Origin of the sequence: Trichlorobacter lovleyi (assembly GCF_015239775.1) — a bacterium.
In the GTDB taxonomy this organism is placed as follows: domain Bacteria; phylum Desulfobacterota; class Desulfuromonadia; order Geobacterales; family Pseudopelobacteraceae; genus Trichlorobacter; species Trichlorobacter lovleyi_B.
The window spans coordinates 3,402,077-3,417,921 of record NZ_CP058409.1; the positions used below are offsets into that span (position 1 = coordinate 3,402,077).

10 protein-coding genes are annotated in these 15,845 nt (G+C 52.1%); 8 read left to right on the top strand and 2 right to left on the bottom strand.

Translation table 11 applies throughout. The annotated features are described in order from the left end of the window. From FY034_RS15775 to FY034_RS15810, 8 genes are all read left to right on the top strand, one after another. Positions 1-1,737 carry a glycosyltransferase family protein gene (locus FY034_RS15775; protein WP_265552233.1) on the top strand — a complete coding sequence of 579 codons (1,737 nt, stop codon included), beginning with the start codon at positions 1-3 and terminating at the stop codon, positions 1,735-1,737. 14 nt (positions 1,738-1,751) lie between these two features. Next, positions 1,752-2,417 (top strand): methyltransferase domain-containing protein, encoded by a 666-nt coding sequence (locus FY034_RS15780; RefSeq protein ID WP_265552235.1) that lies wholly within the window; start codon positions 1,752-1,754, stop codon positions 2,415-2,417. Continuing rightward, the gene (locus FY034_RS15785; protein WP_265552237.1) at positions 2,417-3,406 is read left to right on the top strand and encodes an NAD-dependent epimerase/dehydratase family protein; all 990 of its coding nucleotides are present in this window, start codon (positions 2,417-2,419) and stop codon (positions 3,404-3,406) included. The genes FY034_RS15780 and FY034_RS15785 overlap by 1 nt, the downstream gene beginning before the upstream one ends. A 1-nt stretch (position 3,407) precedes the next feature. After that, entirely contained in the window at positions 3,408-4,529 is a 1,122-nt protein-coding gene (locus FY034_RS15790) for a DegT/DnrJ/EryC1/StrS family aminotransferase (RefSeq protein ID WP_265552239.1), read from the top strand. A 2-nt stretch (positions 4,530-4,531) separates the two neighbouring features. After that, positions 4,532-5,674: a hypothetical protein gene (locus tag FY034_RS15795; protein ID WP_265552241.1), complete on the top strand. Its 1,143-nt coding sequence runs from the start codon at positions 4,532-4,534 to the stop codon at positions 5,672-5,674. Positions 5,675-5,689: 15 nt separating this feature from the next. After that, positions 5,690-6,724, top strand: coding sequence for a glycosyltransferase family 4 protein (locus tag FY034_RS15800; RefSeq protein WP_265552244.1), 1,035 nt, complete (start codon positions 5,690-5,692; stop codon positions 6,722-6,724). A gap of 68 nt (positions 6,725-6,792) precedes the next feature. Then, complete coding sequence (locus tag FY034_RS15805) at positions 6,793-10,929, top strand: glycosyltransferase family protein (protein ID WP_265552245.1); 4,137 nt, start codon at positions 6,793-6,795, stop codon at positions 10,927-10,929. Continuing rightward, positions 10,926-11,990 (top strand): hypothetical protein, encoded by a 1,065-nt coding sequence (locus FY034_RS15810; protein WP_265552247.1) that lies wholly within the window; start codon positions 10,926-10,928, stop codon positions 11,988-11,990. The genes FY034_RS15805 and FY034_RS15810 overlap by 4 nt, the downstream gene beginning before the upstream one ends. Here FY034_RS15810 and FY034_RS15815 read toward each other — a convergent pair. Further along, positions 11,945-13,675: a hypothetical protein gene (locus tag FY034_RS15815; RefSeq protein WP_265552249.1), complete on the bottom strand. Its 1,731-nt coding sequence runs from the start codon at positions 13,673-13,675 to the stop codon at positions 11,945-11,947. The genes FY034_RS15810 and FY034_RS15815 overlap by 46 nt on opposite strands. 62 nt (positions 13,676-13,737) lie before the next feature. Continuing rightward, complete coding sequence (locus FY034_RS15820; protein ID WP_265552251.1) at positions 13,738-15,732, bottom strand: tetratricopeptide repeat protein; 1,995 nt, start codon at positions 15,730-15,732, stop codon at positions 13,738-13,740. Between the last annotated feature and the right edge of the window lie 113 nt (positions 15,733-15,845).

Genomic DNA, 15,845 nt, shown 5'->3' on the forward strand with positions numbered 1-15,845 from the left:
TTGTCTAATCATTATGCTCGCCACCCAGATCTACAGGATCAGGACTACCAAACCCAACTGGCGTCATTGCTGGGCACCCGTCTAGGTGACAGCGACTTTTACAGCCGTGGAATGGAACTATCAGGCTGGGAAGCCAATGAGCTGATTGTCAATGCCCTGCCGCTACAACTGGCTTGGTTGCGCGAAAACCGCTCAACAGCCACTGACAGCATCGAGATACTCTGCGATCAAATCCGACAGATTTCCCCCGATGTCATCTACCTGCAGGATCTTTCGCTGGCCACCTCCCGGCTGCTGACGGCTATCCGCTCCCACGTCCGCCTGATCTGTGGTCAGATCGCCTCGCCATTGCCACCCGATGCCTGCCTGGAACAGATTGATCTGATCTTTTCATCATTTCCTCATTTTGTGCAGCGGTTCCGACAGCAGGGTTTGACTGCCTACTACCAGCCACTTGCCTTTGAACCGCGTGTTCTTGAACGCCTGCACGGGAAAAGCCGCTGCTACCCATTGACGTTCATCGGAGGTATATCGCCCTACCACAAGAAAAGCACTGAACTGCTTGAAGCGATCGCCTCTGCAATCCAACTTGATGTTTGGGGGTACGGTGCGGCTTCTCTGACACCTGATTCCCCCCTTGCTCGGCACCATCATGGAGAAGCCTGGGGGCTTGAGATGTTCGCGCTGCTTGCCTCCTCACGCATAACCCTCAACCGCCACATCGATGCTGCTGAAAACTACGCCAACAACATGCGCCTTTTTGAGGCCACCGGATGCGGGGCACTGTTGTTGACCGATTATCGCGACAACCTGCAGGAGTTGTTCGATATCGGCAGGGAGGTGGTCGTCTATAGAAGCCCAGAAGAAGCGGTACTACTGGCCCGCTACTACCTGCAGCATCCCGATGAGGCGGCAGCCATCGCTCAGGCCGGGCAGCGCCGTACGCTACAAGAGCATAGCTATGCCCAGCGCATGGAGAAGACCGCCGAACTGCTGGAACGACATCTTAGGTACCGTAGCGATACCGGGACGTTATGCCTGCCCGATCGGATCTCCGACGGGCATCAGACCCTCGATCGATCACAGATAACACCTGCCATGACCTCGGCATGCCTTTCACCCGAGATTCCAGCCCGCCAGCGGGCCCTCGTGCAGCAGGAACTGGCAGAGATGTACCGGGGAGTTCTTGCCCCCCCCTTCAGGATGCTGGCTGAAATTATCAAACCGTTTGCGCACAAGGCGCTGAAAATTCTGGAAATTGGTTGCGCCAGCGGCTACTATTACGAGGTACTGGAATACCTGCTCTCACAACCTTTATGCTACACTGGCGTGGATTATTCCCAGCCAATGATCGATATGGCGCGGCAGTACTATCCCAAAGCCAGTTTCTTCTGCTGTGACAGAGCAAGCCTGTTCTTTGCAGACCGCCAATTTGAAGTGGTGATCTCATCCTGCGTTCTGTTGCATGTAGCTGATTACCGCCAGCATATTTTTGAAACAACACGGGTGGCACAGCAATATCTGGTGGTGGCGCGAACACCAATCTGTAAACGCCGCACGACCCAGTACCTGAAGAAGTTTGCCTACGGCATAGAGACCGTCGAGCTGATCTTCAACGAGGGTGAGTTACTGAAGGAGTTTGAACTTCATGGTTTCAGGCTGCACGAGGCCATTGAATACCAGACCACCCCGCAGCATGACCGTTATGAAACCACCTATCTACTAATACGGGAGTAGCCAAGGGAGCAATCATGTTCTGGGATGACATCAGGCTGGTAACCGAACAGATTGAGAAATACGGTCTGCGACGGCCGTTTGTCGATCTGGGAGGTATGGACCGCCCCTGCATCGCCGATTACGACCTGACCAGTGCAACCGGTGACCAGTATGCACGCTATGTGACCATTCCCCAACGTCCCTTCGACCATATTGATCCAGACTATCTGGTTTTGAATCCGGACAAGGGGGATCCGTTCATTGAAGACCTTCCGTACCACTACCAGAATCATTTTGGCACAGCGGTCTGCCTGAACGTGCTTGAGCATGTCCTGAACCCATTTCGGGTCTTTGCCGCGCTGTATCAGATCATGCAGCCGGACAGCCTGCTGATTGTTGAAACGGTCTTCTCTTTTCCCTATCATCCCTCGCCTCAGGATTACTGGCGTTTTAGCCCGGATTGCCTCCAGCATCTTGCAGAACAGGCGAGGTTTCAGGTACTTGAATGCAATTGGCGCATGACCGTTGCAGCAGACAAAGGTATACGTAATATCACCAACAACGAACCACAAGAGATTCGATCCGTCTACTGCACGCTCACAAAGGGCACGTTCACAGCAAAACCGACCGATCAGTATAAACTGCCGCAGCGTTGTTCGAGCAACGGGGCTGCGAATCTCATCATCCAGCGAGACCACTGATGCATTTTTCAGACTCAAAGACACTCATCACCGGCGGCCTCGGCTTTATCGGTTCAAATCTTGCCATCCGACTGGTTGAGCTGGGAGCCGAAGTAACGCTGGTGGACAGCCTGATCCCTGAATACGGCGGCAATCTTTTGAATGTTGAATCGGTCAAAGACCGTGTACGGATCAATATCTCTGATGTCAGGGATGAGCATGCCATGAAATATCTGGTGCAAGGCCAGGACTACCTCTTTAATCTGGCAGGCCAGACCAGTCATCTCGACTCGATGCTGAACCCGTATCCCGACCTGGAAATCAACGCCCGCGCCCAACTTTCCATTCTTGAGGCCTGCCGCCACCACAACCCCGGCATCAAGATCGTCTTTGCCAGCACCCGGCAGATGTACGGTGCTCCGCGTTACCTGCCGGTGGATGAACAGCACCCCCTGGCCCCGATTGATGTCAATGGCATCAACAAAATGGCCGGCGAATGGTACCATCTGGTCTATAATAACGTCTACGGCATCCGGGCTACCGTGCTGCGGCTAACTAACACCTACGGTCCGCGGATGCGGGTAAAGGACGCACGCCAGACCTTCCTGGGAATCTGGATTCGCAATATCCTGACCGACCGGCCGGTGCTGGTGTACGGTGACGGCAACCAGATCCGGGATTTTAATTATGTTGATGACGTTGTCGAGGCACTGCTGCTCTGCGCGGCATCAGAGACGGCCAACGGAGAAATATTCAACCTCGGTGCCGACGATCCGACTGACCTGAAAACTACTGCCGGACTGCTGGTACAGCTTGCAGGATCTGGCAGTTTTCAGTTAGTGCCGTTTCCGCCAGACCGCAAGTCAATTGATATCGGTGACTACTATGCCGATTTCAGCAAGATCAGGAAGGCTCTGGGCTGGCAGCCGTCCGTACCTCTTGGCGAGGGACTACGGCGCACCCTGGCGTACTACCGTGCAAACGGCGCTTACTACTGGGGCGAGTCATAACATGATGCCATCAGGACAGATACCGGTTGCCAACCCCCTCTTGGATTCGATGCGCCATGAGGCGGTTATCCGTGCCGCAATGGGGCGGGTACTGACCTCAGGGGACTACATACTCGGACCGGAAGTGCTTGCTTTTGAGCAGGAGTTTGCCACCTGGCTCGGCGTAGACCACTGCATCGGTGTCGCCAGTGGCACCGATGCAGTAGCCCTTGCGTTGCGATCCTGCGGGGTGCAGCCGGGAGATGAGGTTATCACCGTCTCGCTGACTGCAGTCGCCACTGTTGCCGCCATTCAACAGATCGGGGCAGTCCCTGTGTTTGCCGATATTGATCCGCTGACCCGCTGCATCAATCCCAGTCTGCTTCCCCTACTGGTATCCGACCGAACCAAGGCAATTGTTCCGGTACACCTCTACGGCCAGCCTGCTCCGATGCCCGATATTATGAGAATTGCAGCACAGTATGGCCTTTGGGTTGTGGAGGACTGCGCCCAGGCTCACGGTGCCGCAATCGCCAATCAAAAGGTTGGCAGTTTTGGTCATGCAGCAGCCTTCAGCTTTTACCCGACCAAAAATTTGGGGGCTCTAGGCGATGGCGGCGCCGTCGTCACCAGCCTGACTGATGTGGCTGATACCTGTCGTGCCCTACGCCAGTACGGCTGGCAGGAACGCTTTATCAGCAGTCTACCCGGCATCAACTCACGGCTGGATGAGCTGCAGGCTGCAATTTTACGGATCAAGCTACCGTTTCTGACTGATGATAACCACAAAAGAAACCTGATTGCTGCACAGTACCGATCCGCCTTGCACGGCACGGATATCACGACCCCACCGTTAATCGCGAACACAGCGCACGCCATGCACCTGTTTGTGGTGGAATGCCCGCAGCGCGATAAGTTTCGAAAATTCTTACTGGAGCACCAGATTGCTACGGCGCTCCACTACCCGCAGGCGGTGCATCAGCAGCCTGCGTATCGAGGGTGCATACGAGGAGGCGAAAACCTGCCGATCACCGAAACCCTGACGCAGCGCATAGTAACGCTGCCGCTCTTTCCGTCTCTACCGGAATCATCCGTCACCAAAATCTGCGCCGCCCTGGAAGCGTGGCGTTATCGGGAGCAATGAACATGCGCTGGTACTGCACCTATTGCGACCGTAATTATCTGATCAAGCTGCTGGCCCTGGCCACCTCACTCAGTAGGCACGAGCAACAGCCCCACACCCTGCTGGTGGTCTGCCTGGACGAACTGACCCGAACACTGCTTGACCACCTCAAGCCACCCGGTGTCGTTCCCATCCCCCTGCATCAGCTGGAACAGGGTGACGAACCGTTACGGACCGCGCGGACAAATCGTAATTCGTTGGAATACTTCTGGACCCTTACGCCAACGATTCTGCTCCGGCTGATGGCATGGTATCCGCAGGCGGAATCACTCACCTATCTGGATGCCGACCTATTCTTCTTCAGTTCGCCCGATCCGCTCTTTGATGAGTATCCGGACGCCCCGGTTATCATCCATGGTCATAATTTCGCCCCAAAATATCGAATGATGGAACGTTACGGCCGTTTTAATGTCGGTCTGCTGATCTTCCGACGCAGTCCGGCAGCAGACGCCATACTCTGCTGGTGGCGCGAGCGCTGCCTGGAGTGGTGTCGCGACTGCTACGAAGATGGCAAATTTGGCGACCAGCTCTACCTTGAACAGTGGCCGCAACTCTGTGACAGCATCGGCATCCTGACCCATCCCGGTGCTGGAGTGGCCCCCTGGAACCAGAACAACCTCCGTTTTAGCAGGCAAGAGGATGGCATTGTAACAGTGAATGATCGCTCGCTGATCTTCTACCATTTTCACTCACTGGATATGGTAACGACCGACCTGTACCGGCCTTCCAAGCTGTTACACTATCAGTTTGACCTGCCGGTACTACTGTACTGCTACCTACCCTATGTAGCAGCGCTGCAGCAGGCAGTTAAACACATACAAAACAGCTTGCCTGAATTCACCTGCGGTATAAGCTGTTACGACAATCAGCTGCCGATTGCCCACACCCTGCTGAGTACCCTGGATACAGCCAAAACCCTCGCTTCACACCTTACCGGCATGGAGCGGACAAACCTCGGTGAAGGCTGGGTGCTTTGCAGGCTGCCGATCGAGGCTCCTGACCCCGAGGCCCTGTTCCAGGCACAGCTTAAGACTGAAATCGAGGCTGAGCACCACCGCACGTGCAATAAGCAGACATCACTGGCAACAGGGCAGCCGCTGTTATAAAAGGAGTTACATGCTATGCAGATTTCCATGCCCAGAGGGGCCGCCCACGGTTGGGGTGTAGCCGGCACCTATCTGGCCAGCGAGATAGCTAGGCTTGAACCGCTGCCGGGAGTGACGCTGCACGGTATCCGTACTGTGGCTCTCGATCCCTTTGACCCGCAGGTTTGGGACCAAATCAACATTGGCTACTGTTTTTTTGAGGACACCATCACTGTTTTGGAGTACGCCAGACAGGCGGCTCAGCGCTGGGACTACATTGTGGCAGGATCATCCTGGTGCGAGCAACATCTGCGGATCGGCGGGGTACGCAACACCACCACCATACTCCAGGGAGTTGACAGCAGCCTCTTTTACCCCGGCCCCAAACGAAACTTAGCTGAGCGTTTCGTGATCTTTTCAGGCGGCAAATTTGAGCTGCGCAAGGGACAGGATCTGGTAATTGCTGCCATGAAGACCTTCATGGAACGGCATGACGATGTACTGCTGTCCTGTGCCTGGTACAACCAGTGGCCCTTCTCGCTGGCCACTATGGAGCTTTCAAAGCTGATCAACTACCGTCACCGGGAGGGCGCATGCCTTGAAATTCTTGCAGAGACCCTCTCGGCAAACGGCATACCGCTTGACCGGGTTATTCTGCATCCCCTGCTAGACAACCAGCAGATGCGACAGGTCTATCACAACTCCGACGTGGGACTGTTCCCTAACCGTGGCGAGGGCGGCAACAACCTGGTGATGTGCGAATACATGGCCTGCGGCCGCACAGTAATAGCCTCGGACATGACCGGTCACGCTGATGTGATCACTGCTGGAAATGCACTGCCGCTTACCAGCTATCGTCCGTTCCACTACCGGCACCATGCCGAAGGGATCTGGTTTGAACCGTCGGTTGACGAAATCATTGAATATCTGGAATACGCCTACTCGCACCGTAACGAACTGCGCCTGAAAGGTCTGCAGGCGGCGGCAGATATGGCACAACTTACCTGGAGCGGTGCTGCCGCCCAGTTTCACTCCCTTGCTGCCAAGCTCAGCAATAAAAGGTTACACTGACAATGCACACTAAGCCTCCCCTAAAACTTCTTCTACTCTCTTTGCCTGCACTACACACAGGCAACCCAATGCAATTCCCCTTGGGAATCGGTTATCTCATTGCGACAATTAAAAAAGATCGTCCGACTCAAGCATTTCATTTTACCAATGCGTCAGAAGTTGAGTCACAGCTACCCGATATTATCAATTCTTTTAATCCAGGAATTATTGGCTTGACCTGCACCACCTTCAACAGGGGGGCCGTCCGGCAGGTAATTGGATGGTTAAAATCCGCACATCCCCAACTGCGTATAATTGTTGGCGGTGTACATGCTTCTTTCCAATACGAACAAGTATTAAAAGACTATGGCGCGGATTACGTTGTAATTGGTGAAGGGGAAAAGACCTTTCAGGAACTTTGTAGGGTGCTTGACCAAGAGGAGTCCCCAAATGCTGTCGATGGCATCGCTTTCCTCGACAGCGACAACAATGTGATCAAGACCCCTGTTCGAGAGATAATTGATAACTTGGATGACCTGCCAATACCGGATTATACATTTGCTGAAGAATACATAAAAAAACTGGGGATTGCCTTTATTATTACTTCCCGTGGCTGTCCTGTGCACTGTTCGTTCTGTTCAACCAGCAGCTACTGGGGGCAAAAAGTTCGTATGAACTCACCAAACAGGGTTGTCGATGAGATGGAGTACCTCGTCAATCGTTTTGGTGTAAACAAAATTTTCTTTTACGATGACACCTTCAATCTTAGTTCGGGGAGAGTAAAAGCAATTTGTGACGAAATTCAACGACGCGGGTTTAAAGTTGAATGGGGCGCTTCTTGCCGCGTTGTTCCTGTCTCTCCAGAAATGATAAACATGATGTTTGCCGCCGGATGCCGACATATCTGTTGGGGCGTAGAGTCCGGATCATCACAGATGCTGCAGAAAATTAACAAGAAAATTTCACTGGAACAGATACGTAACGCATTTCAGCTCTGCCTGCCACATATGAATAAAATGAGTGTGGGATGCTATACAATGGTTGGAAACCCTGGAGAAAATGAACATACCATTTCAGAAACGGTTGAGTTCCTTAACACACTTCCAATGACTGACCCTCCCAGCACTTCTACACTATACATACTGCCCGGCACACCGCTAGCAAATTCCCTTGAGGAAGAACTGCCTTATTTAAATAATTTTTGGGCAGAACATGATTACATACCCTTCTATACCCGAGAGAACACGATGGAACAGCTCGATCGCTGGTGTACCAGAGTATCAAAGGCAGGCAAGAGAAGACCTTTTGATCAGACAAAACACTTCTGGAACAATATTCTCTTTAACTTCAAGCACAAAGAAGACAAAACGACTGTGTATAAAACGGATCGGATCAAGTTACTGCTCGTATATTCTCTACACCCTGTACACCCAAAAATCACACTACCAGAATGGATAAAAGAAACATTAAGAGAGTGTTTTGCTGAGAAGGTTGAGGTGCTTGCCTGTGGCCCACATAATGAAATAGACATTCAGGATTGCCCTGATTTTTATCATCGTGTTGCAGACCTTATTGATTCAGAAAAAATTGATATCATGTGGGAAATTGAGGGTGCCGCCTCATCTCTTGACTTTATGTTCAAACGTTTTCCCACAACGATCACCATTCCAAAAGTTTACTGGGCTATTGATACTCACCAGTACCTGGGCTTTCAGGTTCAGAAATCTTCTTATTTTGATTTAATATTTTCCGCCCAATATGATGCTTTGAAGTCTTTGGGCAAGCAAGCTGTCTGGCTACCAGCTGGCGCGGCACTTCATGAACGTGATTATCACCTTGAACGTGATATCGTTGTTGGGTTTGTAGGCAGTTTGTCTCCATTACATAGTAGAAGAATACAGCTTCTAACTCATGTCAAAAAGGAGTTCCCCCATCTTGTTGTTGCGGAAGATATATTTCTTGAAGAGAAAGCCAAACTTGTCAGCCGGATGAAAATCGTTATCAACGTCAGCTTGAATAATGACATTAATTTTAGGATTTTTGAAACATTAGCCTGTGGCGCTCTGCTGATTACTGATCGTATTTACAATAATGGTCTCGAGCAGTTATTCAATGATGGCGAACACCTGGTGACATTCACAGACGCTGATGACCTTATCGACAAGATACGATATTACAGTGAGCATGAAGATGAGCGCTGCAATATCGCTGACGCAGGGAAAAGACATGTATTAGATCATTTCACTCATGAGCATATTGTCAGGAAAGCCCTTGAACACATGGAGACGCTTTTGCAAAATGATACCGACTGCATAACATCACCCTCATGCTGGTGTGGTGGGCGTCTCGAGCAAGCAGTTCACCCACAGTATTCACGGTGCATACAATGCGGCACCCACATCTCAAAACAAAGTGATCATCCTGACATCCTTAAGCAATTTTACAGCTTTGGAAATTACTGGCATCATTACCAAGAACAGGTGGGCGGTTATCCTCCTCTTCCAGTGCGGGCAGTTACCGACTTCCAGGATCGGATACCAATCTGGTATAAAATCCTGACTACATTTAAACCGCTTCCCTCCAGTATCCTTGAAATAGGTTGTGCACATGGTGGTTTTCTTAGCTACTGCCGAGAGCATGGCACAAAGCTGATTGTTGGGATTGAAGTTGATAATACGACCTGTCATTTTGCAAAAAAGCGATTTGACCTCCCCCACATCTACAGTGGGCTCTTCCCTGATGTTGACATCCCTTTTAATGAGTTTGAGGTCATTATTGGTTTTGACGTTATTGAACACTTCAAAGACCAAACCCAGGCATTAACAACGGTTAAAAATCTTTTGGCAGAAGATGGCATCGTCATTTTCCAAACCCCGTGCTACCGCGGCGAAGGTGCAGACTGGTCTCAGTTCAAACCTGGAGAGCACCTGTACCTGTTCAACTCAAACAGTATCCGGCAACTTTTCTTTCTAAGCGGCCTCATCATAACAGAGATACTGCCAGGCCTTTTTCACGATGACATGTTTGTGATTGCTAAAAAAATACCACCCGTTCATCGCCTACTCTACCTGCGCACCGACGCCATCGGCGACAGCATACTCTCAGCCGGCATACTACCCCATCTCCGGGAACGCTACCCAGGTGCCCTGATTACTGTTGTCTGCCAGGAGCGGACCGCACCGCTGTACGACGCCTGCCCCTTTGCAGATGCGGTAATTCCGTTCGATCTGATCCGCCTGTTCACGGTGCCACACTACCGTTCGCTGCTCCTTGAAAAGATCAATCGCACGTCACCCGACCTGCTGCTCAATCCGATCTATTCGCATGATCTGCACGACGAATTTCTGGTTCACCATATCCAGGCGCCGCTCAAAATTACGGTTGAGGGAGACTCCTCAAACCGCAGCAGTGAAAAACTGAATGAGCTGAGGGAGCTCTACAGCTTGGTCATCCCCAATAACCCCGATGACCTGACCGAGCTAGACCACAACCGCACCTTCCTGCGCGGCATAGGCATTAGCGCTGATTCTCTCTCCCCCCAGGTCTGGATCACCCGGCAGGACCGGGAATGGGCCGCTGCAACCCTGCGTGAACTAGACATCGCCCCCAAAATAGCGATCATGCTCTTCCCGGGAGCACTGCTGGACTGCAAGACCTATCCCCACTACGCCGAAGTGGCTGCCGGACTGTCTGAACATCCGCTACTTATCTGCGGTGGAGATGAATTGCGACAGAAAGCTGACCAGCTGTGTCGTGCCCACGGCGGCAAAGCGGTTAATCTGGCCGGGCAGACCTCTCTGGGACAACTGTCAGCCCTGATGGAGTTGGCCCGTCTCTACCTGGGGTCAGACTCATCTGGACTGCATATTGCCTGTGCCGTTGGGCTCCCCAACAACGTGCTGCTCGGTGGTGGCCATTTTGGCAGATTCTGCCCCTATTCGCCGCTGACCACTGTAATCTGCCTGCCACTACAGTGTTACGGATGCAACTGGCAGTGTCAGTACAAGCGGGTGCATTGCCTGCATGGTATACAGCCCGACACGGTACTATGGGCGGCAGCCCGACTCCTCTCCCTGGCGGAGCAGCCCACAAGTCCGACCGTGGTTGTGCAAGCAGATCAGCCAGACACGCAGTTGCCGCCGCTACTAAATGTTGAGGGACTGCTTAAACTGGTACCAGGGGCCAAGCTGCTTCATACAGAAGCAAGAGGGGAAATACTGACATGACCACCGCTGTTCTTCAGGAGATCTACAGGCATGGCATCTTCTTTCTGTCTGACAATGCTGATTATTCTTATGCAGCGGTCTGCCTGGCTGACGGCCTGAACCAATTAGGCATCCCCATTCGCTCAAACATCAGCTACCATGAACCACTGATCTCTGACTTCGCCTTCAGCGCATCCCCACCTGCAGAATCATCATCAATCGGCCTCGTGGTGCTTGACCTTACAGAGACGCTGCCGTTGCACAATCAGATCGTCCGTTTCAGTGCCCCCCATCCCCGCACCGTCGTGCTCTGCATGCATGACAATGCAGGAGAAATATGCTTCCCAGATCATTATGCCTTCTGCAGCCATGAGAACAGGTTTCGTGCCATAGCCGGAAACCGCATTCCAATCGCTTTCGGCATATCATCAGCCATGCTGCAGCACTCTCAGAAAATGCTTACGAACCAGACAGCCAGATGCCCTGACTTTCTTGCCGGTTTTCGTCCGTCTGAAAGCCAGAGTCTGCGGGCATCTCTGGATTTAAGCTTTGTACCTCTTTTAATGCAGCACTTTAATGTAAACAAAACCCTGACCGGCACAGAGCGATGGGGAGAAGACTACTACCGTTTTCTGTCAGCTCACACCGGATGCCTCGCCTATGGCGGCTACTATGGACAGAACCTGCTGAACAACCCGTGGTTTCACTTCGTAGAGCCACTCAGCAGTTTTCTACAGCAGGTTACCTGGCAGCGTGACACGGCAGTACTGCGCTGGGACAGTTGGCGTTTTTGGGAATCGCTGGTCTTCGGGTGCGCCACAGTACATCTGGATTTTGAGCAGTACGGTTTTTCTCTACCGGTACTGCCGGTAAACTGGGAGCATTATATCGGCATACGGCTGGAGCACCTAAAGGAAGATGTAGAACGCATCCACGACGAGCGTCAACGACTGCCGGAAATAGGCCGTGCCGGCAGGGAGTGGGCCATCCGTCATTACAGCCCGACAGCAATTGCCCAGCGCTTTATCAATGATATTCAGGGGATATTTTCTCCGCAGCACTCTTGCCAGGCCCGCTCATAGGCAGCCTCCAGGTCGCGGGTAAAACCGAAGGTATCGCAGATCGCTGAAGCTGCCATCTGCTGCCGCAGTCCGGCACGCAGTTCAGCCAGCTGGCGCAGATTGCGGCTCACCGCAACTGCTTTGGCAAGGTATTCCTCTTGTGAGGTGAAAATCCAGTCCCCCAAACCTACAGACATCAAGTGACTTTCTGCATGTCGTACAAAACCAGAGCGATTGCCTTGCAACACCAGGGTCGGCACCCCCATCCAGAGTGATTCCAAAACCGTAACACCACCTTGATACGGGACAGGATCAAGTGAGATGTCTACCTTTTGATAGGCTTCCAGCAGGCACACTCGTGGAGAGTATCCCTCAAAAGAAATCCTGTTTTTGTCTATACCTTCAGCAGCAAACTGCTCCCAGAAGTCAACACATACCAATGGGTCATCAAACCCCCGCGCCTTTAATAAAAGGCGAGAATCTGGCACCGCTCTCAAAATCTTTGACCACAACCTGATGGTGGCACCACTCAACTTCTGTACCGTATTGAACGAACCAAAAGTAAGGTAGCCGGTACTCAAGGCAGGCAGAGGACCTGGCAACGGTGCTTCTTCAGGAGGGGAAAAACTGACATAATCATAAGGAAGCCTTAGAGGCTTCTCACTGTACTGTATTTCATCACTGCGTGGCAGAGCAATTGGATCAGCCACAATATAATCCATCGTAAAAAGTCCGGTTGTTGCCGGGTAGCCACCCCAGGCTATCTGAACGGGAGCAAGCCGTTGAGCAAAGAGATCCAGATAATTACCACCGGTATGTCCCGCCATATCTATGGCTATCGCAAGATTACATTCACGAATACGTATCAGCGCCCCCTGCCGGTCCGAATCATCCAGCAGAATCCAATGTTCTACAGAGGTCTTAAGCTTTTGGGTCAACCTATCCCGATCAGCATAGGGAGCAAAGATGAATACCTCCCAATGGTTTCTGTCATGATTTTGAACGACTCCCTCAAGAAAAAAACCTACTGGATGGGTATACAGATCGGCAGAGATATAACCGATTCGTATCCTTCCAGGCTCAACCGTCCCACCGGCATGAAAAGAATTTTCGGCATATCCCAGATGCCTTGCCAGCTGCTTATGCAGGCTTACAATCTTCTGGCCCGTAAGCTCCTCCAGCCAGGCAGCCTGTTTGTATAGATTTTCAACCAACCCGATATTACCCGCCAACAGCACCGCCTCACTCATAAGCGTTACTGGCGATATCTCTGTCACCATCAAAGTAGTATACAGAAAGTTACTCACGACTGTCCGGTCATATCTGTTACCTGACAAGGCTATTCCATACCAAAGCAGTGCTGCTTCTGCTTTGCCTGCCATGACAAGACTATTACCAAGGGCAGCAGCAATTTCAGGCAGGTCCGCAGATAATGTAACTGCTTGACGTAACACCTCAACCGCCTGGACATAACAACTGTGACGTTCCAGCATACGGGCGTAACCTATAGCAGCTTTGCCATAATCAGGGGCCTGTTCAAAGAGCAATCTGTACTGCTGCAATGCTTCAGTCTGCTGACCAGTCTTCTCAAGCATGAGAGCGTAGTTGTAACGTACCTGCAGACTGTCAGGAAGTAGCTGCAACAGTTCATTAAACAGGTCAAGAGCCTGCTGTTGGTCATGGCGCGCCACTTCAACAGCCGTCAAAAACGCCTCCTCATACACCCCCTTTTGCAGTAGCAGACGGAAGTATGTCACGGCATGGAGAATCACTGTGTTTCCCCGCAGCACCAGCGCTGCCAGACCTGCCGGTAAATCTGCTCAAGATGGCGGGCAAACCGGACGTTGTCGGTTAACGGTGACGCAAGCAGAAGCTCACGCAGTCCGCTACGCAGCGCCAGCAGCCTGCTGCTGTCTCCAGCCAGACCAACCGCCAGCCGTTGATACTGCTCCGGCGTCTCCGCAATCAGCTCCGGCATCCCCACGCTGTTCAACAGGCTGACACCGACTCGAGAGACATGGGCATCACCAGCCAGCGTAATGACAGGAACCCCCATGCAGAGCGCTTCACAGGTGGTAGTGGTACCGTGGTAGGGAAAGGTGTCGAGAGCGATATCGATCTTTCCGTAATCAAGCAGATTTTCAACCACCGAACGGGCATGGCCCAGCACCGTAATTCTTTCAGGATCGACACCATGGTGAAGAAAAATAGGCGCAATAGTGGTCTGAAAACGTGATTCCGTCAGGCCGCGCGCCCTGAAGACTAGACGTGAGCCGGGGACCGCTGCAAGGATATGGGCCCAAAGCTCCAGCATGGCCGGGGTAACCTTCAAAAAGTTGCTGAACGAACCAAAGGTGATGTAACCGTTCTGTTGACAAGGGGGCGCAGCAGGTTCAGGGAAATCCATACCTGGGCGGTAACAGAGAAAACTGTCCGGCATCCTCAGCAATGCCTCGGTATGCAGCTGCTCGGTCAGGCCCGGCGGGTCGGCCCAGCCATCACTGATACGGTAGTCCATCTGCTGTAGTCCGGTGCTGTTGGGATACCCGATCCAGCTGATCTGGACCGGTGCACTGCGGCGGGCAAAAAGTGGCAGCCGGTTCCCAGCGGTATGACCGGCAAGATCCACAAGGAGATCAATTTGGTCATCGTGGAGCTGTTGCACTACCGCATCGTCATCCAGGCCGGAACAGTCGCGCCATTGCACTGCATGCTGATCCTTAAGCTGCCTGGTTACCGCATCAGGCTTCTTGACATCAGAGTAGAGATATATCGATACCTGTGAGGGGTCATGGGCGGCCAGCACCGGCTGCAGAAAAAAAACGACCGCATGAATCCGCAGATCGGGCGAAAGATAGGCCACCCTCATCGGACGATCCGGTTCCCGGCTGTTTGAAAACGTTCTCTGGGGTGAGACACCAAAATATGTAATGCCCCATCTCCGGTGTTCTGCAGCTATTGCAGATGATGACCACTGCGGAGAATAATGCAACACAAACAGCCTGGTACTGGCAAGGGCAGATTTTTGGTGCATATCCGTTGATATTTCAATTGCATGATCAAAACAGGCAATCGCCTCGTCCACCTTCCAGAGATCGCTAAGACAGTTTGCCATTCTGCCAAGCACCTCAGCCTTTTCACACGGCTCAATCAGCTGAACCAGGCGTTCATAGCAGCCAAAGGACTCTTCAAACCGGAACAGCTTGCTGTAGGCGGTGGCAAGATTTGCCGTAAGGGCAGAATTGCCAGGAGCATGGCGCAATGCATGATGGCAACTGTGCAAAGCACCTACAGCATCGTCCTGAGCAAGGCAAACGGCTGAAAGGTTGATCCATGCTCCGACATGTTCAGGATCAACTGCAAGGGCATGCTCCAGGTCATCCCTCGCCTCATCCAGCCGCTGCAGACGAAAAAACAGCGTACCGCGATTGTAATAAATTCCTGCAGAGGCGCCATCCAACTGCAACGCTTGGTTAAAAGCCTCCAGTGCCTCTTCTTCAGCGCCAGCCTCCTGCAAGGCCAGGGCACGGTTCATAGAGAGAAAGCCAATCTGGGGGGCAAGGTCTTGTGCGTTCCGGAATAATGCCGCAGATTCATGATACTGCTTCTGATTGTAGTAAATCGTTGCCATCAGAAAAACGGCTTCAATATTTTCAGGACAATCCTGTAACACCTGCCGACAGATCGAGGTCGCCTCAGCATACTTCTTATCCAAGACAAGTGCTTCGGCTCTATCAATCAACTGTTCAGGTGACACTACCACGTAATCTATCCAGCCTTTCTTGGCAGAAACAGCAGGTTATCAACAAAGCAGACCGTGTTCTCAAAAACTTCTAAAAATTTGGCCGATTGTCCCGAAAAAGTAAACATAATTAA

Coding starts and splice junctions, on each gene's coding strand:
- FY034_RS15780 (WP_265552235.1), top strand. CDS start 1,752: ATGTTCTGGGATGACATCAGGCTGGTAACCGAACAGATTGAGAAATAC.
- FY034_RS15785 (WP_265552237.1), top strand. CDS start 2,417: ATGCATTTTTCAGACTCAAAGACACTCATCACCGGCGGCCTCGGCTTT.
- FY034_RS15790 (WP_265552239.1), top strand. CDS start 3,408: ATGATGCCATCAGGACAGATACCGGTTGCCAACCCCCTCTTGGATTCG.
- FY034_RS15795 (WP_265552241.1), top strand. CDS start 4,532: ATGCGCTGGTACTGCACCTATTGCGACCGTAATTATCTGATCAAGCTG.
- FY034_RS15800 (WP_265552244.1), top strand. CDS start 5,690: ATGCAGATTTCCATGCCCAGAGGGGCCGCCCACGGTTGGGGTGTAGCC.
- FY034_RS15805 (WP_265552245.1), top strand. CDS start 6,793: ATGCAATTCCCCTTGGGAATCGGTTATCTCATTGCGACAATTAAAAAA.
- FY034_RS15810 (WP_265552247.1), top strand. CDS start 10,926: ATGACCACCGCTGTTCTTCAGGAGATCTACAGGCATGGCATCTTCTTT.